Origin of the sequence: Mesotoga sp. Brook.08.YT.4.2.5.2., assembly GCF_003351125.1 — a bacterium.
Classification (GTDB): domain Bacteria; phylum Thermotogota; class Thermotogae; order Petrotogales; family Kosmotogaceae; genus Mesotoga.
Window position 1 is genome coordinate 1 of sequence record NZ_JPGZ01000054.1, and the last position, 18527, is coordinate 18527.

15 protein-coding genes are annotated in these 18527 nt (G+C 48.1%); 4 read left to right on the forward strand and 11 right to left on the reverse strand.

The annotated features are described in order from the left end of the window. Window positions 1-696: 696 nt before the first annotated feature. From Q502_RS12955 to Q502_RS12985, 7 genes are read right to left on the reverse strand one after another with little or no spacing between them, the layout of a single operon-like run. Window positions 697-1737, reverse strand: a complete 1041-nt coding sequence (locus Q502_RS12955) for an ABC transporter ATP-binding protein (protein WP_102819239.1) — start codon at window positions 1735-1737, stop codon at window positions 697-699. Then, window positions 1734-2711, reverse strand: coding sequence for an ABC transporter ATP-binding protein (locus Q502_RS12960; RefSeq protein WP_102819240.1), 978 nt, complete (start codon window positions 2709-2711; stop codon window positions 1734-1736). Before Q502_RS12960 ends, Q502_RS12955 begins: the two co-directional genes overlap by 4 nt. Beyond that, window positions 2708-3799, reverse strand: a complete 1092-nt coding sequence (locus Q502_RS12965) for an ABC transporter permease (RefSeq protein WP_099830484.1) — start codon at window positions 3797-3799, stop codon at window positions 2708-2710. The genes Q502_RS12960 and Q502_RS12965 overlap by 4 nt, the downstream gene beginning before the upstream one ends. Before the next feature lies 1 nt (window position 3800). Next, complete coding sequence (locus Q502_RS12970; RefSeq protein WP_102819241.1) at window positions 3801-4769, reverse strand: ABC transporter permease; 969 nt, start codon at window positions 4767-4769, stop codon at window positions 3801-3803. Between the two features lie 55 nt (window positions 4770-4824). Continuing rightward, window positions 4825-6570, reverse strand: coding sequence for an ABC transporter substrate-binding protein (locus tag Q502_RS12975; protein WP_102819242.1), 1746 nt, complete (start codon window positions 6568-6570; stop codon window positions 4825-4827). A 40-nt stretch (window positions 6571-6610) separates the two neighbouring features. Then, window positions 6611-7726 carry an anhydro-N-acetylmuramic acid kinase gene (locus tag Q502_RS12980; RefSeq protein WP_102819243.1) on the reverse strand — a complete coding sequence of 372 codons (1116 nt, stop codon included), beginning with the start codon at window positions 7724-7726 and terminating at the stop codon, window positions 6611-6613. Beyond that, a complete protein-coding gene (locus Q502_RS12985; protein ID WP_102819244.1) occupies window positions 7723-8742 on the reverse strand; it encodes a serine hydrolase in 1020 nt (339 codons plus the stop codon). The genes Q502_RS12980 and Q502_RS12985 overlap by 4 nt, the downstream gene beginning before the upstream one ends. 1199 nt (window positions 8743-9941) lie before the next feature. Between Q502_RS12985 and nagZ the strand changes: the two genes are divergently transcribed. The 4 genes from nagZ to Q502_RS13020 are packed head-to-tail and all read left to right on the forward strand — an operon-like array spanning window position 9942 to window position 13975. Further along, window positions 9942-11480 carry a beta-N-acetylhexosaminidase gene (nagZ, locus tag Q502_RS13005; protein ID WP_102819247.1) on the forward strand — a complete coding sequence of 513 codons (1539 nt, stop codon included), beginning with the start codon at window positions 9942-9944 and terminating at the stop codon, window positions 11478-11480. A 1-nt stretch (window position 11481) separates the two neighbouring features. Then, on the forward strand, window positions 11482-12390 hold the full coding sequence (gene murQ / locus Q502_RS13010) for an N-acetylmuramic acid 6-phosphate etherase (protein ID WP_099830490.1): 909 nt from the start codon (window positions 11482-11484) through the stop codon (window positions 12388-12390). Then, complete coding sequence (locus Q502_RS13015) at window positions 12387-13112, forward strand: GntR family transcriptional regulator (protein WP_102819248.1); 726 nt, start codon at window positions 12387-12389, stop codon at window positions 13110-13112. Before murQ ends, Q502_RS13015 begins: the two co-directional genes overlap by 4 nt. Continuing rightward, window positions 13109-13975: a BadF/BadG/BcrA/BcrD ATPase family protein gene (locus Q502_RS13020; protein ID WP_102819249.1), complete on the forward strand. Its 867-nt coding sequence runs from the start codon at window positions 13109-13111 to the stop codon at window positions 13973-13975. The genes Q502_RS13015 and Q502_RS13020 overlap by 4 nt, the downstream gene beginning before the upstream one ends. Here the strand turns inward: Q502_RS13020 and Q502_RS13025 are convergent. From Q502_RS13025 to Q502_RS13040, 4 genes are all read right to left on the reverse strand, one after another. After that, entirely contained in the window at window positions 13962-15137 is a 1176-nt protein-coding gene (locus Q502_RS13025) for an exo-beta-N-acetylmuramidase NamZ domain-containing protein (protein ID WP_102819250.1), read from the reverse strand. The two genes, Q502_RS13020 and Q502_RS13025, sit on opposite strands and share 14 nt — an antisense overlap. Before the next feature lie 10 nt (window positions 15138-15147). Next, the gene (locus tag Q502_RS13030; RefSeq protein WP_099830494.1) at window positions 15148-15975 is read right to left on the reverse strand and encodes a carbohydrate ABC transporter permease; all 828 of its coding nucleotides are present in this window, start codon (window positions 15973-15975) and stop codon (window positions 15148-15150) included. A gap of 3 nt (window positions 15976-15978) precedes the next feature. Then, on the reverse strand, window positions 15979-16881 hold the full coding sequence (locus tag Q502_RS13035) for a carbohydrate ABC transporter permease (protein ID WP_099830495.1): 903 nt from the start codon (window positions 16879-16881) through the stop codon (window positions 15979-15981). 61 nt (window positions 16882-16942) lie between these two features. Beyond that, window positions 16943-18181, reverse strand: a complete 1239-nt coding sequence (locus Q502_RS13040) for an ABC transporter substrate-binding protein (protein WP_099830496.1) — start codon at window positions 18179-18181, stop codon at window positions 16943-16945. Window positions 18182-18527 lie beyond the last annotated feature (346 nt).

Sequence of the window (18527 nt, forward strand, 5' to 3'; positions counted from 1 at the left end):
CAACCATTGGGGGTCGAAGGGACCTTAGATGTCAGAGGTATGAGGAAAGAGGTCAGAAAACCAATATCCTTCTGAGAACTCCCACATTTTTTCATGCTAAAGTAGGAGACGTCTTTCGATAAGAGAGAGACGCAAGGCGGTGAAGAACATCTGCGGACGCAATGCACTGAGGAGCATCAGTGGACGCAAGGCTGCCTTCGGCAGGAAGTGAGGCCCGAAAGAACATCCGGGGAAGTGATGCGGCGAAGAGCGTCGCCGGAAGTGAGGCTCGCTAGCGCGAGGAAGTGATGCCCGGAGAAACGTCCGGGGAAGTGATGCCGCTTCGCAGGAAGCAAAAAAAAAGAGCTGCTGAACGCTGTGAAGAGTCGTCCTTAGTCCTTCGTCCCAGATCATGGACCCGTCCTTCGAAAGAGCAGTTGCAAGTTGTCAAAGAACCGCTGTACGCTTAAGAGCAAAAACCCGCTGGTCGCTGATGAAAACCACGTTGCCCGTCAACGGGCCACCGCCAAGAAGACCGGTTCTTCGTTCCGACGCTACGCGTCCAGGTTGTTCGTTCTTGGAACCGGATCCCTTATCAAGTCTGGGATACAGCAAATGGTTATTCCGAAAAGGCTAGATTCCGTCATTCCGACAAAGCTCCTGGTCGGAATCTTGATGCTATTGCTTCGTGGCTCTCCTCGGCGAACGGAGAACCGCTCAACGGTGAACCGGTTTCTCTTGCTCTTTCGAACCCCCAACCCCGGTCTTACAACTCCTCTCATGAAGCCAGCATGCGACTGTATGTCCCTCAGCCACTTCGAAGCTGTCGGGCATCTCTTTGCTGCAGATGTCGATCTTATATGGGCATCTCGGGTGAAACGGGCAGCCGGGAGGCGGATTGATCGGGCTGGGAGGTTCCCCTTCAAGCTTGATGTTCTGGAGCTTCCTTTCCTGAGGATCCCAGTTTGGAATTGACGCCATCAGAGCCTTTGTGTAGGGGTGAGCAGGGTAATCGAACAGCTCCTTCGCTCCGGCAGTTTCAACAACATTTCCAAGATACATTACCATTATCCTATCGCTCATATGATGTACGACATCAAGGTTATGTGAGATGAATATATACGACATCTTGATCTCGTCTCTTAGCTCCTGCAGCAAGTTGATGATCTGGCTCTGAACAGAGACGTCAAGAGCTGAAGTCGGCTCGTCGCAGATTATCAACCTCGGGCTGACCGAGATAGAACGAGCTATCGCGATTCTCTGCCTCTGCCCTCCTGAAAACTCGTGAGGGTAGCGCTGAGCGTATTCTGGATACATGCCCACCTTCATCAGAAGCTCTCCGACATAATCGTCTATCTCATCTTTTGAAAGTAGATTGTGTGCTTCTATAGGTTCCTTGATAATGTCTCTTACCGTCATTCTGGGATCCAGCGAGTCAAACGGATTCTGGAAAATCATCTGAACGTCGCGTCGGAATTTCGAGCGGACGTTCTTTGCAAGCCCTTTGGTGATGTCGTATTCATTTCCCTTATCGTCATGATAGATTATCCTTCCTCCGGTCGGTTCATAGATCTTCACTATTGTTCTACCTAGAGTGCTCTTCCCGCAACCCGACTCGCCGACAATGCCGATAGTTTCGCCCTTACTTATCTCCATGGTCACAGATTGCATAGCTCTTACGTAGCCAACAACCTGGAGAAAGACTCCGGCCTTAATCGGGAAGAACTTCCTAAGCCCTTCGGTCGAAAGTATCTTCATGTTTCCGACCTCCCATCGAACAGCCAGCAGGCGACCGAATGGCCGACATTCAAAGAAAACTCGGGAGGATCTTTCTCTCGGCAGATCTCCATTACATGAGGACATCTGGGGTTGAATCGGCAGCCGTCAGGGAACTCGTAAGCTCTTGGAACATAACCCTCAATATACGGCAGCTTCTTTCCCTTGTAGGATCTCATCACTCTGGAGTTCAGCAAGCCCTTTGTGTAAGGATGAGAAGGAGATGAATAAAGTTCATTCACGCCTGCCTTCTCGACTATCTTTCCGGCGTACATTACGTGAACTCTGTCAGCCAGCTCCGCAACTACCCCGAGATCATGGGTGATGAAGATTATAGAACTGCCGAATTCGCCTTGGAGCTCCCGCATAATGTTGAGGACTTGAGCCTGTATTGTAACATCCAGTGCGGTGGTTGGTTCGTCCGCTATGACTATCTCTGGATTGGTTATTAGAGCCATTGCAATCATGATTCTCTGGAGCATTCCGCCGCTCATTTCGTGGGGATACTCTTTGCATCTCTTCTCGGGTTCAGGAATGTTGATTCTACGAAGAATCGAAATAATCTCTTCATAGGTTTTGCCTTCATCCCAGGGCATGTGTGCCCTTGCAACTTCCTTCAGCTGGTAGCCTATGGTGAATAGAGGATCGAACGTCGACATGGGTTCCTGGAATATCATGCTGATTTCCTTGCCCCTTATGTCTCTGTACGCCTTGTTCGACAGTCCTGCCAGGTTCTTTCCCTTGTAATAGATCTCTCCTTCGACCTTTGCGGGAGGTACCTTGATAAGCCCCAGTATAGTCTGTACGGTTACGCTCTTTCCGCATCCTGATTCTCCAACCAGAGCCAAGATCTCTCCCTTCTCGACTTTGAAGCTGATGTCATCTACTGCCTTAACCAGACCATCTGGGGTTCTGAAATATGTCTTAAGGTTCTTGACTTCAAGAATTGTGCTCATACTTTTTCCACCGCCCTGTAAGGATCAACTGCATCTCTCAAGGCGTCTCCTACGAAGTTGAAGGAGAGAACAGCCACTATTATGAATAGCCCTGGAATCATCAGCCAGGGATGAGCCTCCAGTTCAGATAGAGACTGCGCCTGCTTCAGCAGCAACCCCCAGCTGGTCATAGGCTCCTTTATGCCAAGGCCGAGAAAGCTAATAGCGCTCTCACCCAAAATCATTCCCGGTATTGAAAGAGTCGAAACGACTATCAGATAACTGATTGTGTTTGGGATAAGGTGACGCGTTATTATCTTCATGTTCGAAACACCGGATACTTTGGCGGCAAGAATGAATTCCTTCTCTCTCAGGCTCAAGACCATTCCCCTAACAACACGTGCAACCCCCATCCAGCCGATCAGCGACAGGACAATTACGATTCCGAAATAGACCCACGTGCTAGGCCACTGAGGAGGTAGTATCGTGGCTAGTGCCAGCCACAGCGGTATCCTAGGGAAGGATCTTAAGAGTTCTATGAAACGTTGTATCAATACGTCGATAGTCCCGCCATAGTAACCTGAGAGGGCCCCCACTATGGCGCCTATGAAAACGCTTATCAGGGTGCCCACAAGGCCCACGGTCATTGACACCTTGCCGCCAACAAGAACTCTAGAGAAGAGGTCTCTTCCAAACCTGTCCCCTCCAAATAGAAGTACCATTGCTACATCTGAAGACTCCTCGACTCCAAAGAGATGAAGATCGGTCTTGAAAAGTCCCCAGAAAGTGTATTCTTCACCCCTTACGAAGAGTTTTATCGGTACTACGTTGTTCTTGTCTTCCGTGAATTCCAGTCTATACGTAACGGGGTTTCTGACCTTGGTCATTCCGTACACGAAAGGACCCCGCCAGTTGCCTTCTTCATCGAAGAAACGTATCTTTGAAGGAGGGGCATAGACGAAGTTTCTGTGTGCCGTTATGTAGTTGTAAGGAGCTATGAAATCGGCGAAGACGACCAGCAAATACATGATCGAGAGGGCGATAAGCCCAACGACTCCAAGTTTATGCTTAAGGAAGTTTTTTGCAATTCGTTCTTTCGTACTCTGCATGTCAGCTCATCCTTATCCTTGGATCGAGAATAGCCAGCGCTATGTCTGCAAGTAGATTTCCGATCTGGGTTATGATGGCTATGAACATCAAAAATGTCATAACTAAATATTGATCGTGGTTAAGAAGCGCATTATAGAAGAAGGGCCCCATTGTCGGAAGGTTCAATACGATAGCGGCGATTATAGTTCCGCTGAACACATTCGGTAGCTCCGTTCCGGCTATGCTGACCATAGGATTCAGAGCGTTCTTGATCGCGTGTTTCTTGACGGTTTTCTCATCGAGGCCATGCGCTCTAAGGGAAGTCACGAAAGGAGAAGAGACCACGTCTAGCATGTTTCCTCGCATTACCCTCATTAGCCCGGCGAGACCGCTCATTCCAACGACTATGAGAGGAACCCAAATGTGTTTCAGAAGGTCGACAAGTTTTGCCAGACTGAAGGGCGCCCCGACAAACTGGGGCGAGAAGAGACCCCCAACCGATGCCGCACCCATCTGCAGCATTAGATACATCAAGATCAGTGCCATGAAAAAGTCGGGTATGGAGACTCCTATGAAACCGATCACTGTTAAGGTGTAATCCCCAAATGAATATGGATGCAGCGCCGAATAGATACCCATAGGAACTGCAAGAATCCACTGAAACACAATCGCCCCAAGCGCAATGAATATGGTCCAACCCATTCGCTCCCATATCAGTTCTCCAACCGGTCTCTGGAAGGCGAAAGAATATCCGAAATCCCCGCGGGTGACTATTCCCTTTATCCAGTTCCAGTATCTGACATGTGCGGGTTCGTCTAGGCCGAGATTCTTTCTAAGCAATTCGATCTGAGCCGGCGAGATTCTCGGATTATCGAGGTACTGGCTTACGAAATCGCCTGGCTGAAGCTCGGTAATGACGAAACAGATCACCGATATGAAGAACATCATTGGAATCATGATAAGCAATCTTCTTACGATAAAAGACCACATAACCTTCCTCCAGAGAAATGAAGCGGGAGGAGCTTCTCCTCCCGCAAATTACCAACTACTTCTTAAAGACAGTCCAGGAAGCGTAAGAGAGAAGACCCTCTTCGTTCTGTTCGACATTTCCAAGAGACTTGTTGGCAGCATAAAGATTCATACCTTTACACACAAATATCACGGGTAAGTACTCTGCGTAAATCTCCTGCCATTCGTCGTAGAAGGTCTTTCTGACTGCGTGGTCCATTGCGACTTGACCGAGTTCAAAGAGCTCATATACTCTCTTCTCCCAGTCAAGCATGTTCTCGAATATCGGAAGATTTGTCTCGGGATCCCTTGTCGTTCTGTGCCAGTAATACAGTTGTGTGCCCGGCTGCCATATAGCCTTTCTCAACTGAGGATCGGGTTGGTTTCCGAATGCCCTGATCCCGGCTTCGAAGCTACCTGCGCCGAACATCTGACCGGTAAGAGAACTATCGAGTATCTGCAGGTTCACCTTAATTCCGATGCTAAGTAGATCCTGGGAGTATATGTAGGCGATATCCTGATATTCTTGAGGAGAGCTTTGAAGAGTCAGGACGAATTCGAACTTGCTTCCGTCCGGGTACTCTCTCAGGCCATCACCGTTGACGTCCTTGAAGCCTAATTCGTCAAGGAGCCTTGCTGCTTCGGCAAGGTTGAACGGTCTTCGGATCTCTTCAATCTTTGGGTTGTAGAAGGCCTTATTCGAAGGAAGAACGGGCACTCCTCCGAGAACGGCCAAACCGTTGTAGACCTCGTCGATTATTCTTTCTCTGTCCAGAGCATACTCCATTGCCTGACGGAACTCGGTTGTCTTGAAGACTTCTCTCAGTTTTGGATTCTCAACATCGAAATTGAAGGCGATGTGAATAGGGCTTGGGGTCGGCTGGGTCGGCTCGGCGAGGAAGACTCTAAATGGACCGCCGGCAAGTTCTCTCTCCTTCAGTATCGGGAAGTCATTTCCCGAGACGGCCATGTAATCGAGTTCACCGGCCATGAACTTCGCCAGCCTTACCTGAGCGTCGCTCACGATAATGTATTCAACCTTGTCGACATACGGCAGTTTGTTTCCGTGAGAATCGACTTTCCAGTAATTGGGGTTCTTCGTCATAACTACTTTCTGATCGATTATGTATTCCGAAAGAACGAACGGGCCGTTTGCCGGAATCTCGCTTGGAGGAGTGTTTGTGAGCCATAGATCGTTAACGGAGTCGGGTCTGTCTTTGTCTATCTTGTCCTCAAGTGCGTGTGAAGGGTAGATATAAGCGTGCGAGAGAACGGTGAAAAAGGCTGCGTAAGGTGCGGGAAGAATTGCTTTGACGGTGCTGTCATCTACCTTCACCCACTCTATGGGCTGTGCTTCGATCGTGAATCGATCAACAGAGTTTCCCCTTGCGACCGGGTTCATGATGAAGTACTTGAAGGTGAAGATTACGTCGTCTGCTGTAAGGGGTACCCCATCTGACCATTTCACATCTCTCAGATGGAAGGTGACCTCTTTGTTATTCTCCGAAACTACCCAAGACTCTGCCAGGGCCGGTCTGATTGCCGATGTGACGGGATGAGCCTCGACAAGTCCTGTTAGCATCTGACCTACCACCGTGTATGCGTTGTTGTCAAGGGTACCGTAGAAGTTGAATGATTGCGGAGATCCGGTAAGAGCTAGATATAGGGTACCTCCCATCTTCGGGTTTGGATCCGGAGTAAGCAGAGTATCTTCCACAAATGGAGCTGCCATCAACATGGCGGTGAAAAGAACCGCGAGAATCAACAGAAAGATTCGCCTCACTGTAAAAACCTCCTTTATGATTTCTCTCCCGTCGGGGAGATTAAGGTAATGCCAGTTTTCCAAGGACAACTCTTTGTCTCGCCCCTGTTACTGAGGGAACGTTTGCCCCGACGCCGTTAAAGAACTCCTGGGCAAGGACGGCCATCCCCATGGCTTCCTTGGCCTGCAGAAAGGTTCTATCGGGTACGACTACCTCCAATCCGCTCAAGCGTTGTAGATCTTCAAGCATGACAGGATTCAGGGCGCCTCCTCCGGTAACAATCATTCTCTTCCCAATAGGCAAATAAGAAGTAATACTCTCAACTAATCGTCTTACACTGAACCTTACAAGTGTTCTAACTAGGTCTTCGGGTTTTGTTGCAGAGATCCCTTCCAGGAAAACCTCGTTGTAGAGCTCCCTTCCCGTTGACTTTGGAGGTCTTCTTTCGAAATAGCTTCTGTCTCTCTCTAGAAGGGCATTGAGGATCTCATCATCGACCGAACCGCTGGCAGCTATCTTGCCGTTTTCATCAAACTCAAGGTTGTAATGCTTCTTCGTGACCAGATCTAAAAGGCAGTTGGCCGGCCCCGTGTCAAAGGCCTTCACATTCTCAAGATCATCGTCTACATAAGTCACGTTTGCAATGCCTCCGAGGTTTACTGCGTAAGAGCCGCTTTCAAAATAGATCCAGTCGAAATACGGGATGATTGGTGCCCCTTCCCCTCCGTAAACCATATCCTTCTTCCTGAAATCGAACACAACGGGAAGACCAGTTTCTGATGAGATAACGTCGGCCTCTCCTATCTGAAGAGTCGCCCGATTTTCAGGGTCATGGAAGACGGTCTGCCCATGATAAGCAATAGCTTCCACTACTACTCTCGTCTTCTCAAGATAAGACTTTATTGCCGCTGCGTGCCTTCTGCCAATTACGAAGTTCATCAAATTGACCCTGTCAACGCCGGAAAGGTCAGGATCGTACGTCTTCACTATCTCATCGTGAAAAAAGGAATCGAACCGAACGGAAAAATGGTCAAGAAGTTCGATCTTCATTGACTTTCCGCTGCCAGAACAGCTTACCAGAGCCAGCTCCAGCCCATCGGCCGAAGTCCCCGACATTACGCCGAGGATATTCCTTCTCCTGCTGGCGAGCAGTCCTCTCATTCGATTCCAGATCATCCAAGACTCCCAAAGACCAAATTATGAAGCCGTCTTCTAATTCTCTGCATCTGAGGTATAGTGTCTCTTCTGCTTATATTAGTCCGATTAGACAACAGTATCACATACAGCCCGGTAACTGGATCGACCCAAAGCGAGGTTCCGGTGAAACCAGTGTGCCCAAATGCATCTTCTCCAAGAATATCGCCCGCACTGGATCCTCTGGAGGGAGCCAGCCATCCCAGATGTCTTCTATCTCCTCCAATGCATACCGTCTCGGATACGAACGTTTCAAAGACCCTGGATGGTACAAGTCCTGCACACATTAGACTGGAGACAAACCTGAAAAGATCTCTTCCCGTTGAAAAGACGCCCGCATTTCCGCTGACCCCTCCAAGATAATATGCCAGCTCATCGTCCGGAAGACCCTTCAATACTTTTCCATCGCGTTCGCATGTCGGTGCTACATTCGACAGTTCTTTTGGAAGAAAGCCAGAGGAATTCATTCCAAGAGGTCTGAAAACCTCCTCTGAACAGAACTCGGCGAATGACATCGAAGTTGTCTTCTCTACAACTGCCATCAGAGTTATGAAGTTGAGACATGAGTAGTTTATCTTCTCCATCAGACCGTTTTCCGGTTCGAGAGAAATGATCGACTCAAGAAGTTCTCTTCCCTTGAGATCGCGCCATGCTTCCGAGTAGGGCTGCATGCCAGAAGTGTGAGTCAGCAAGTGAAAGACCGAAATACCTTTCTTTGACTCAGGGACATCGAGAAGATCGCCCAGAGTATCCCAAAGCGAAAGATCGCCCCGAGAAACCAGAAGCATGATGGCGCTAGTGGTTGCTACGACCTTGCTCATACTCGCGATGTCATATACGGTCTCAAGCGTGACGGGAGTATTGTCATCGACAGCAAGGAAGCCGTATGGTTTCTCGTAGAGAATCTCGGTATCCTTCCCGACAACGACGACGGCTCCAGGGTACACTGCCTTTTCAATACCACAGGATACTATCTCATCAACTTTATTCCAGATCAAAATAGACCTCCTTTTGTATTACGTTGTCCGTCAACGGGCCACTGCCAAGAAGACCGGTTCTTCGTTCCGTCGCTACGCGTCCAGGTTGTTCGTTCTTCGTCCGGGAATCCGTCATGCTGAACTTGTTTCAGCATCTCGATCCTGAGAGCCGCTGTGCGCTTAAGAGCAAAAACACGCTGATCGCTGATGAAAACCACGTTGTCCGTCAACGGGCCACTGCCAAGAAGACCGGTTCTTCGTTCCGTCGCTACGCGTCCAGGTTGTTCGTTCTTGGAACCGGATCCCTTATTAAGTCTGGGATACAGCAAATGGTTATTCCGAAAAGGCTAGATTCCGTCATTCCGACAAAGCTCCTGGTCGGAATCTTGATGCTCTTGCTTCAATGGTCCTAACCAAGAACGAAGAACAGATCCTCGCTCTGGAACGAATAACAGATTCTCCTGGTGAACTGAGAACCGCTCAACGGTGAACCGGTTTCTCTTGCTCTTTCGAACCCCCAACCACGATTTTCCATAAGACCAAATCCTGAACAGGAGCGCTTCAGGATGACAAAATCGATTCGTTCTGATCAGATTACTTTAATTTGCTTGCTCTTTTTCTTTGGTTTTTGCCTCCTGGTGCGTAAGCGCCAGCATCACTTCCCCGGATTCCCTTCCGGGCATCACTTCCTCGCGCCAGCGAGCCTCACTTCCTGGCGTAGCCAGCCTTGCATCTCATTCCGCTCTTTCGAACCCCCAACCACGATTTTCCATAAGACCAGATCCTGCACAGGAGCGCTTCAGGATGACAAAATAGATTCGTTCTGATCAGATTACTTTAATTTGCTTGCTCTTTTTCTTTGGTTTTTGCCTCCTGGTGCGTAAGCGCCAGCATCACTTCCCCGGATTCCCTTCCGGGCATCACTTCCTCGCGCCAGCGAGCCTCACTTCCTGCCGGAGGCAGCATCACTTCTGTTCTTGCTCTTACCAACCCCCTACGGCTACCCCCGACCACGGTTCTCCCAACAGCAATGCTATCTCATTTTCGTTTTTCCTCCAAGTTTTTCCTAGGCTGGTTAGCTGGAACTATAGTCAACTAAGGTCGATGAGCAAGTGTATTATTGTTTATGTATATTCATACTAGACAAATATACAATTGACAATACAACCAATTAGAAATTAGAATTGAGCTGTCGAAAGTGAATGAAGGAGAGTTTTCATTTGAATCTAGATGAAGCCGTTGGACGGCTGTTTCTTATTGGAATTCCCGGACCGGAAATCGATAGCGACACGGAGAAGACGCTTGTACAAGTCAAGCCCGGAGCGGTGATTCTCTTTTCGAAAAACATTGTCGATGCAGCTCAGGTTAGGGCTCTGGTAGACGAGATTGAGAGAGTACTGGGATACAAGCCCGCAATAGCTATAGATCAGGAAGGCGGAATTGTGAGCAGACTCAGGGAAGGCTTCTCTGTTTCTCCTGGCGCGATGGCAATAGCGGCAACCAATAGAGTTGAGAATTGCTTTCTTGCGGGTAGTATCATGGCCAGAGAGATGAGAGCTATCGGTGTCAACTGGAATCTTGCTCCTGTAGTTGATGTAAACTGCAATCCAAAAAACCCTGGAATTGGAGTTCGAAGCTTTGGAGATTCTCCGGAGCAGGTAATCTCTTACGCAAGGGCATTTGTTGATGCTATGAGTGAAAATGGTGTTATGAGCTGCCTTAAGCATTTCCCTGGCAAGGGAAGGGTGGACGTAGACGCTCATCTGGATCTGCCGGTACTGGACGTTCCACTCAGCACCCTTGATTCTGAAGAACTGAGGCCGTTCAAAGAAGTTCCTGCCGATTCTATAATGCCCTCTCACATATTCATGCCGCAGCTTCAAGTTAGGCGCGTTCCGGCCTCAATGTCTAGAGAGATCCTAACCGATCTCGCGAGGGATTACTTGAAGTATCAGGGTGTCTTGGTCGCTGACGATCTTGGCATGGGCGGAGTGAGCAATTACTTCAAACCCGAGGAAGCCGCGATAGAGGGTCTGAAAAACGGTATGGATTATCTTACTTACTGCCATGAACCGGAAATTCAAAGAAGAGTCAAGAAGATTCTGATAAAGGAAATTGAGAGATCTTCCGAGCTTGAAGGTCGTTTTCAGCAGTCGTTGAGCAGAGTAGAGAGATTCAGGATGAAGGCTGTCTCATCGGCGAGAGTATCGCTCGAAGGGATAGGTTCACCGGAAAGCCTTGAGACGATGCAAGAGATCTCAGACAATTCAATTACGGCCATTCTGAATGACAGGTCTCTGCTTCCTCTACCAGTAAGCGATGTCAGCACGATATTCGCGGTCAGACTTTCCAGATTGGTCCAGGTAGAGGATGGTCCCCAGAAAGGGGTTCCTGCTGTGGCCAGAGAGATCGCACAAATAACGGACAGTCCAGTAGTTGATTTTGCACCTAATCTCACCGTTGATGAAGCGGCCAGAATAGCAGCTAGTGCCCCCGGAAAAGGCATAAAATTGGTTTTCACCGAGAACGCTCACCTGCACGATGGTCAAAGGGAGCTACTCTTTAGGCTTTCGCAGAGAACGGGAAGGATGCTTGTGATCGCTTTGAGAAACCCATACGACGCGTTTGTGAACGGTGTGAAGAACTGCATTCTAAGTTACGGCTACGAAGCCGTTTCGCAAAAGAGCATCATGAAGGTCTTGAAGGGTACGATAGTGGCCGAAGGAAAACTTCCGGTCAAGATACCGCAGGAGGTCTAGGATGAAGTTTGATAAGCTTGATACGGAGAGGTCGAATCCCAAATCAATGAATTTGGATGAACTATCGACTTATGAAATGTTGAGGATCATGAACGAAGAGGATGCAACGGTACCTCTTTCTGTGAGAGAGGTCCTCGAAGAAATCGCTTCTGCGGTTGAACTGTGCGTCGAATCTCTTCAGTCGGGAGGGAGAATAGTCTATGCAGGGGCAGGTACCAGTGGCCGTCTAGGAGTCTTGGATGCTGCGGAGGTCGTTCCGACTTTCGGTGTTTCAAAGGAGCTATTCGTGACACTTATGGCTGGAGGACAGGAAGCTCTTGCCAACCCCGTGGAGCACGCCGAAGACAGTGTTGAACTTGGAGAGCAAGAGGCTGAGAAAGTCGCTATATCTGAAAGAGATGCTGTAATCGGGATTTCGGCTTCGGGCCGGACACCTTACGTTGAAGGAATACTGAGACACGCAAGAAAGCAGGGAGCAAGAACGATAATCATATGTAACGTAGGGAATCCTCGCCTTGCGGAGCTAGCAGATGTCACTATTGCCGTGCGAACCGGTCCGGAGGTAGTTACGGGCAGCACGAGATTGAAGGCTGGGACGGCTCAGAAGATGGTCCTGAATATGATAAGCACTATAACGATGGTCAGGGTAGGAAGGGTTTTCGGAAACTACATGATAGGCGTGAAGATTCTTAACCGAAAACTGGTCGATCGTGCAACAAGAATAATCTCGGAAATCAGTGACCTTTCTTATGAAGAGTCCGCGAAGATACTCGATGCCTCCGGCAGGGAGGTTCCTCTTGCGATTCTCATGGCCCTGACGGGGCTCGGGAAGGGTCAGTGCGAGGAATCTTTGAAGCGTAACAGAGGCCATGTGCGTTCGGCTCTAAAAGAACTTGGAGAAGTGAAGTGAGAGAGGCTGGAGCTCCGGTTTACTACCAAATCTACAAAGAGCTTAAACGGCGAATAGGCAAAGGCGTTTACTCAAAGAAACTTCCTACTGAGAAGGAGCTTTGCGGCGAGTTCAAGGTAAGCAGGTTGACGCTGCGGAGAGCGCTCGACGAACTGAAGAGAGAATCCGTTATCGAGTCTTCTAAAGGTCGGGGGACCTTCGTCGTCGAAGAAAAACACGAGGAAAGTATCAGTACCCTCACAGGATTCACCGAAGAAGCTGCCAGAGACAATCGCAAAGCGAAGTCGATAGTATTGAAAGACGGTCTCATCGTTCCTCCTGTAGAGATCGCAGAGCTATTCGGTATTCCCGTGGACGGTATGGTAGTGTTGCTCCAAAGAGTTAGGTATCTCGATGATGAACCGTATGGAATTGAGAGAGCCTACCTCAATCCGCTGGCAGATATAAGGATTCTCAATATAGTGAATAGAGATATGAGTGAAGAATCGCTCTACGCAATTCTGAAAAACGAGTTTTCCATTGTCCTCGATCATGCCCAGGAGAACATCGAGGTTTGCAGGTTGTCGAGAGAAGAGGCGAAGCATCTAAAAGTCAAAGAGGACAGCTACGCAATATCTAGAGAGAGACAGACATTTACCAATAAGAATCTATGTGTGGAAGTGGTCAGATCTGTTTACAGAGGGGATCGCTACAGACTAAAAGTTGTGAGGAGAGTAGAATGAGTAAGAAAATCATCGCGATGGACGGAGGCGGAACTAATCTTAGAGTCACTGCAATCTCAAGTGAAGGTAAGATAAGAAAGAACTACGGCACCGGGGTTAATATAACTGCGGTCAGCAGTAGCAATCTCATATCGATTTTCTCGTTAGTTCGCGACGACATATGGGTCCCGGATGTGATAGTCGCTGCCTTCTCCGGTGCGGGAGACAGAACTCGCGAAGGAAAGCTCGTTCAGGCGCTGGAATCGGTTTTCAGAGGAGCTAGCATCGAAGTGATTATGGACATCGAGGGACTTTACAGAGCGGCAGTCGGCGAAGGAAGAGGTGTTGTTGTCGTTTCTGGAACCGGTTCTACTGTTTACGGTCATGACTATGCGGGAGAAGCCGTGAAGTCTGGCGGCTGGGGACACATATTCGATGACGAGGGAAGCGCCTATTGGATTTCCATGAAGTTGATCACCGCAGCGCTCAAGTATAGAGATGGATTGATTCCTCACGATCCCGTTTTCGACCGGCTTGTAGAATTCTTTGAGATGGAGAGCATTGAGGAACTTGTCAATCTTACGCTTCTGCCTGATATGAAAACGAAGATCGCCTCATTCAGCAGAGTTGCTCTAGAAGACCCTTCGGAACTGACTAAAAGAGTTGCAGATGAGGGAATAGAGATACTGGCAAAAAGGACTCTCAACGTTCTTGAGAGAACAGGTGAGGTCGATACAATCCACACATTTGGCGGCTCATTTGCCTCCGCCTATTATAACGAGAGATTCTCGGAGATGATAAACAACCACAAGACCTCACTCTTCACGGGGAACGTGGATGAGATCCTTGCAGAACAGGCATTTGAGAAACTCAATAGATCCTGAACTCTTCGATCAGACTCTCAAACTCTCTCTGTTCACCTTCCCATAGACGGGAAAGCTCTGCTGAAGTTGCTCCCTTCAGCAACTCTTCTCTATACCTTTCTTCTCCCATTATCAGGTCGAAATGGTATCTGCCGTCCCACATCTTGTTTAGAGGGATGCTGGTCCCGTGATAATGCACATCCCAGTCAAATTTCTCTGGCCACAATCTTATTAGAGTGGCGATTATGTCTAAACCAAGTTCCAAGGGTTTAATGGTGTTTCTATCGGCAACATAGAACTCAAGACCATTACAAGACTGGTCGTGCAACTTGAATGCCCTAGGAATGAAACTCCTCTCTCTGAAGGCAACACCGGGATGATCATGCTTTTTCAGTTCCTTATAAAGCGATGAGGAGTCAATCCATGGCGCTCCTATGTATTTGAATGGATGAACAGTGCCGCGCCCCATGGATAGGTTCGTGCCCTCGAAGAGACAGAAGCCCGAGTATAGTATCGCATGTTCAAGAGAAGGTATATTTGGAGAGGGAGTACTCCATAGATGGCCGGTCTCATCATAATACATGTCTTTGTCGTAGTTCTCCATGGGGATTACGATCAGATCTGCGCCGATGTCAAAAACCTTGTTGAAGTACTTCGCAACTTCTCCCACTGTCATACCGTACCTCAGAGCCAAACCGTAGCCACCAACGATGCTGTCCAATCTCTTCTTAATTGTTGGGCCGACGACTTTGCAGGACAGAGGATTGGGTCGATCGAGAACAACTACCTCTATTCCCCGCTTTGCACACTCTTCCATCGAATATACAAGAGAGTAGAGGTATGTATAGAAGCGAAGTCCGACATCCTGGATATCATAAACAAAGGAGTCAATTCCCGAAAGCATTTCTTCTGTAGGACGTATGACATCTCCGAAGAGCGAATAGATTGGGATGCCGTACTTAGGGTCGACCGCATTGGCTACACTTACTCCATCTGCCGCGGCTCCCGAGATTCCATGTTCGGGACCGAACAACTTCACGATGTTGAATCTGTTACTGAGCAACAGGTCAACGTTGATTCGTAAATCTCCATTTACACCGCTGGAATTGGTTAACAAACCGATCCGTTTACTCCTCAGCTGGTTTCCAGCCAGAAGACAGTCGATTCCAAGCTTCACTTTCACGCCAGACACCTCACTTTATAGCTCCCTGCGTCATACCTGTTATGAATTGCCTTGAGAACAACAAGAAGAGTATTATCGTCGGGGCCACTGCGAGAGTAAGGCCCGAGAAGAGGAGGTGCCACTGATTGACGTATTCACCGAAGAAGATCGAGACTGCGAGAGTTATAGTTGCCTTGGATCTGTCGGTTATGAAGATCAGTGGGAAGAAGAAATCGTTCCACACATTGACGAAACTGACAATCGATACTATGGAGAGAGCCGGTTTGACCAGTGGAAGTACAATCTTCCAGTATATCTGCATCGGAGAAGCTCCATCGATTCTGGCTGCTTCAGAAAGCTCATTCGGAACCCCGTCAATGAAATTCTTGAGAAGAAAGACAGAGAAAGGGATATTTACGGAGGTGTAGATTAGAATCAGTCCAAGCAGAGAGTTCGTGAGATGAAAGTTTCTCAGTAGTATGAATATGGGGATTATTGCGAGCCTCGCCGGAAAGGCCAGACCTAGCATCGAGTAAATGAAGAGAAATCTTCTTCCCTTGAAGGTATACTTAGAAATTGCATAGGCGAACATAGAGGATACTATAACAATTCCAATTACCGAGGTTCCGGCAACAATCAGACTGTTTTTGTAGCCCGTCCCTATACCGGCCTGTTGCCAGGCCTTTGAATAGTTCTCGAACATAACCTTTGACGGAAAGGAGAAGGGTTGAAGATAGATCTCCCTCATCGACTTGAGAGAGTTCAAAATCATCATGAAAAAAGGAACAAGTATGACCAGGCAGTAGACGGCCAGAAGGAAGTAGACGATTATCTTTCCGAAAAGACTTAGCTTCAGCATGTTTCAAGCACTCCTTTGTCTCTTCTCGACAATGTATACATACAGAATCGAGACGGGCATAACTATGGTGAAGATGAAGACTGTTACCGAAGCTCCCAGTCCCATGTCGACTGCCCCGCTGCCAAGTCCTCCGAAAGCCGTCCTGTAGAAGAGAGTCCCGAGAACGTCAGTAGTTCTGTAAGGACCAGCCTGTACGCCCACAAGAGCGTATACCATGTCGAATATATTGAAACTCCATATGAAAATGAGAATTGCTAGCGTTCTGAAAGTTGAAAACGTCAGAGGGAATATTATTCTCCACGTAATCTTCCAGTTGTTGGCACCATCAATGTAAGCGGCCTCTATCAATTCAGGCGATATATCAAGTATCGCAGCGAGAATAACGAGTACATAGAACCCAAGATTTCGCCAAACATTCACCAGAATAATCGTCGTGAGAGCCGTACTTGCCTGACCCAGCCAGGGCTGTGCGAATCTTCCAAGCCCTACAAGTTTTAGAAGCTGGTTAACAAGGCCTGCTTGAGGATTCAGGAAGAGCACCCACATGAATCCCACAAGAACCAGAGGTATCATATTCGGAATGTATGTGACCACTCTGAACACTCCGGCTCCCTTTATCTTGCTTGCCAGCATAAGTGCAATAAGGAATCCGAGTCCCAGCTCAAAGATTACAAGCATGATGAAGAAATAAACGTTATGTGAGAATGCATTGAACAGTTCTTTGGAAAAGCTTCCGGTAAAAAGCGTACGGAAGTTCTTTAAACCGACGAAGGTCCTCGGCCCTACACCAGACCAGCTGAAAAAGCTCAGTATGAGGCTGTCGATCAGTGGGTATATTATGAACATAGAGTACAGAATCAGGGCAGGTAAGATGAAAACAAGAAGGTATCTAAGTTTAATCTGCATCTTCGTTTCTCCTCAATGAACTCTTCCCCGCTGGCTGGCGGGGAAGAGAAGAATTAACTGATTACTTGTTCATCAAAGGCGGGTACCACTGAGAAATAGCGTCCTGAGCCATCTGAGAGAGTCCTTCGGGAGTAAGCTGCCCTGCGTAAAGAGCTTGCATTCCTGGGCTAAGAACGTCGTCATAGAGAGAAGGTTTCTGTGTTGTGAATACAGAGCCTACCCAGTAAACCCATGGAGAGGCGTTGTTGTTGTAAACATCAAGAACCTCTTCTAGAAGAGGATCAGGCGGGATTTCTGCGCCAACAACGGCAGGAATATTGTAAGTGATTCCGGCGAATATCGTACCGAATTCAGGAGTGGCACAGAATTTGATGATCTCTTTTGAGTCCTCGAGATTCTTGACGTTTGATGTCAAAGCGATCGCTCCATCGAGATATGTGTAGGCGTAAGGTGTCTGGTCTTTTGTTTCCGGAGGAACCATGAAGTAGCCGACATTTAGATCGGGATTGAGATCCTTCCATGTCTGGTAGCCCCATGCTCCGTAGAACACCATTGCAGCCTGTCCAAATGCGAAAGCAGCATCCTGATCTACGGTCGAATTACCCATGAATCCATCCTGATAGTAAACTTTGAGGTCGTTAAGTTTCTTGTTGAGGTCGGTGAACTTTGGATCCAGGAAGTTCGTTTCGCCATCAGTGAGCGCCTTTATCCAGTCTGGTCCCAGAATGCTGACGCCACACATCGCATGCTGCATTGCCAGCGCCCAGGCTTCCTTTCCGTAAAGGAAGAATGGGGTGATACCGTTCTTCTTGAACACTTCAGCATTAGCGATTAGTTCGTCCCAGGTTTCAGGTTCTTCAAGTCCGAACTGGTCGTAGTAGTCCTTGTTGTAGAATATTCCGACCACCTGAACTGCGAAAGGAACTCCATAAACTTCGTCTTCCCATGTAACGGAGTTCAGCGAAGCCTGAGGGAAGTTCGACATGTCCGTGAAATCACCGATCGGAAGATAGAGCCCGTTTTCAATTAGAACCTGAGTTCTTCCTCCAGGAAGTCTTCTGGAGTAGACAATATCTGGACCTTCACCGGTCTGCAGAGCGAGAGCTACCTTTGAATCGTATTCCGTCGGAGCAAAGGCTGTGAATTCGATCGTTATGTTGAGTCCCTGACTCCTGAGTGCGGCCTCAACATCTCTCCAGACCTGAGCATCTTGTGTCCGCCAGCTCCAGATCGTTACCTTACCGGCAAACGCACTAACTACGAGAATCGCAATTAAAGCGACTAGCAAGAATTTCTTCATCTTTCGCCTCCTAACAAATTAAAGTGAGAACACATTACTTGTTATGCTATCGTGAATCTATTGAGTGACACATACAACGCATAGATAAACCATTCTGTCTTGTCAGCAAGAGGGCTATCCCGGATCGGCGAATGATATTGTTAGTATGATTATACAATATATGTCTAAGCGAAAAAAACAATAATTAGCATTGAACAGGCACGATCATTGGAGCTCAATGCTAAAAATTGGCGTTAGGCATTCCTCAACGAAAGAAGATGGGTGTAATTACTTTCGTTGTTCTCTATTACCTAAACATTGACTACGAAAGGACGAACAGATCGAGAGCGTTTGGAGGAAGTTTGAA

What these genes read in the sequence shown, in the direction of transcription:
- Q502_RS12955 (WP_102819239.1), bottom strand. Translation starts at nt 1,737, where the DNA reads ATGAAGATACTTTCGACCGAAGGGCTTAGGAAGTTCTTCCCGATTAAG.
- Q502_RS12960 (WP_102819240.1), bottom strand. Translation starts at nt 2,711, where the DNA reads ATGAGCACAATTCTTGAAGTCAAGAACCTTAAGACATATTTCAGAACC.
- Q502_RS12965 (WP_099830484.1), bottom strand. Translation starts at nt 3,799, where the DNA reads ATGCAGAGTACGAAAGAACGAATTGCAAAAAACTTCCTTAAGCATAAA.
- Q502_RS12970 (WP_102819241.1), bottom strand. Translation starts at nt 4,769, where the DNA reads ATGTGGTCTTTTATCGTAAGAAGATTGCTTATCATGATTCCAATGATG.
- Q502_RS12980 (WP_102819243.1), bottom strand. Translation starts at nt 7,726, where the DNA reads ATGATCTGGAATCGAATGAGAGGACTGCTCGCCAGCAGGAGAAGGAAT.
- murQ (WP_099830490.1), top strand. Translation starts at nt 11,482, where the DNA reads ATGAAGTTTGATAAGCTTGATACGGAGAGGTCGAATCCCAAATCAATG.
- Q502_RS13020 (WP_102819249.1), top strand. Translation starts at nt 13,109, where the DNA reads ATGAGTAAGAAAATCATCGCGATGGACGGAGGCGGAACTAATCTTAGA.
- Q502_RS13030 (WP_099830494.1), bottom strand. Translation starts at nt 15,975, where the DNA reads ATGCTGAAGCTAAGTCTTTTCGGAAAGATAATCGTCTACTTCCTTCTG.
- Q502_RS13035 (WP_099830495.1), bottom strand. Translation starts at nt 16,881, where the DNA reads ATGCAGATTAAACTTAGATACCTTCTTGTTTTCATCTTACCTGCCCTG.
- Q502_RS13040 (WP_099830496.1), bottom strand. Translation starts at nt 18,181, where the DNA reads ATGAAGAAATTCTTGCTAGTCGCTTTAATTGCGATTCTCGTAGTTAGT.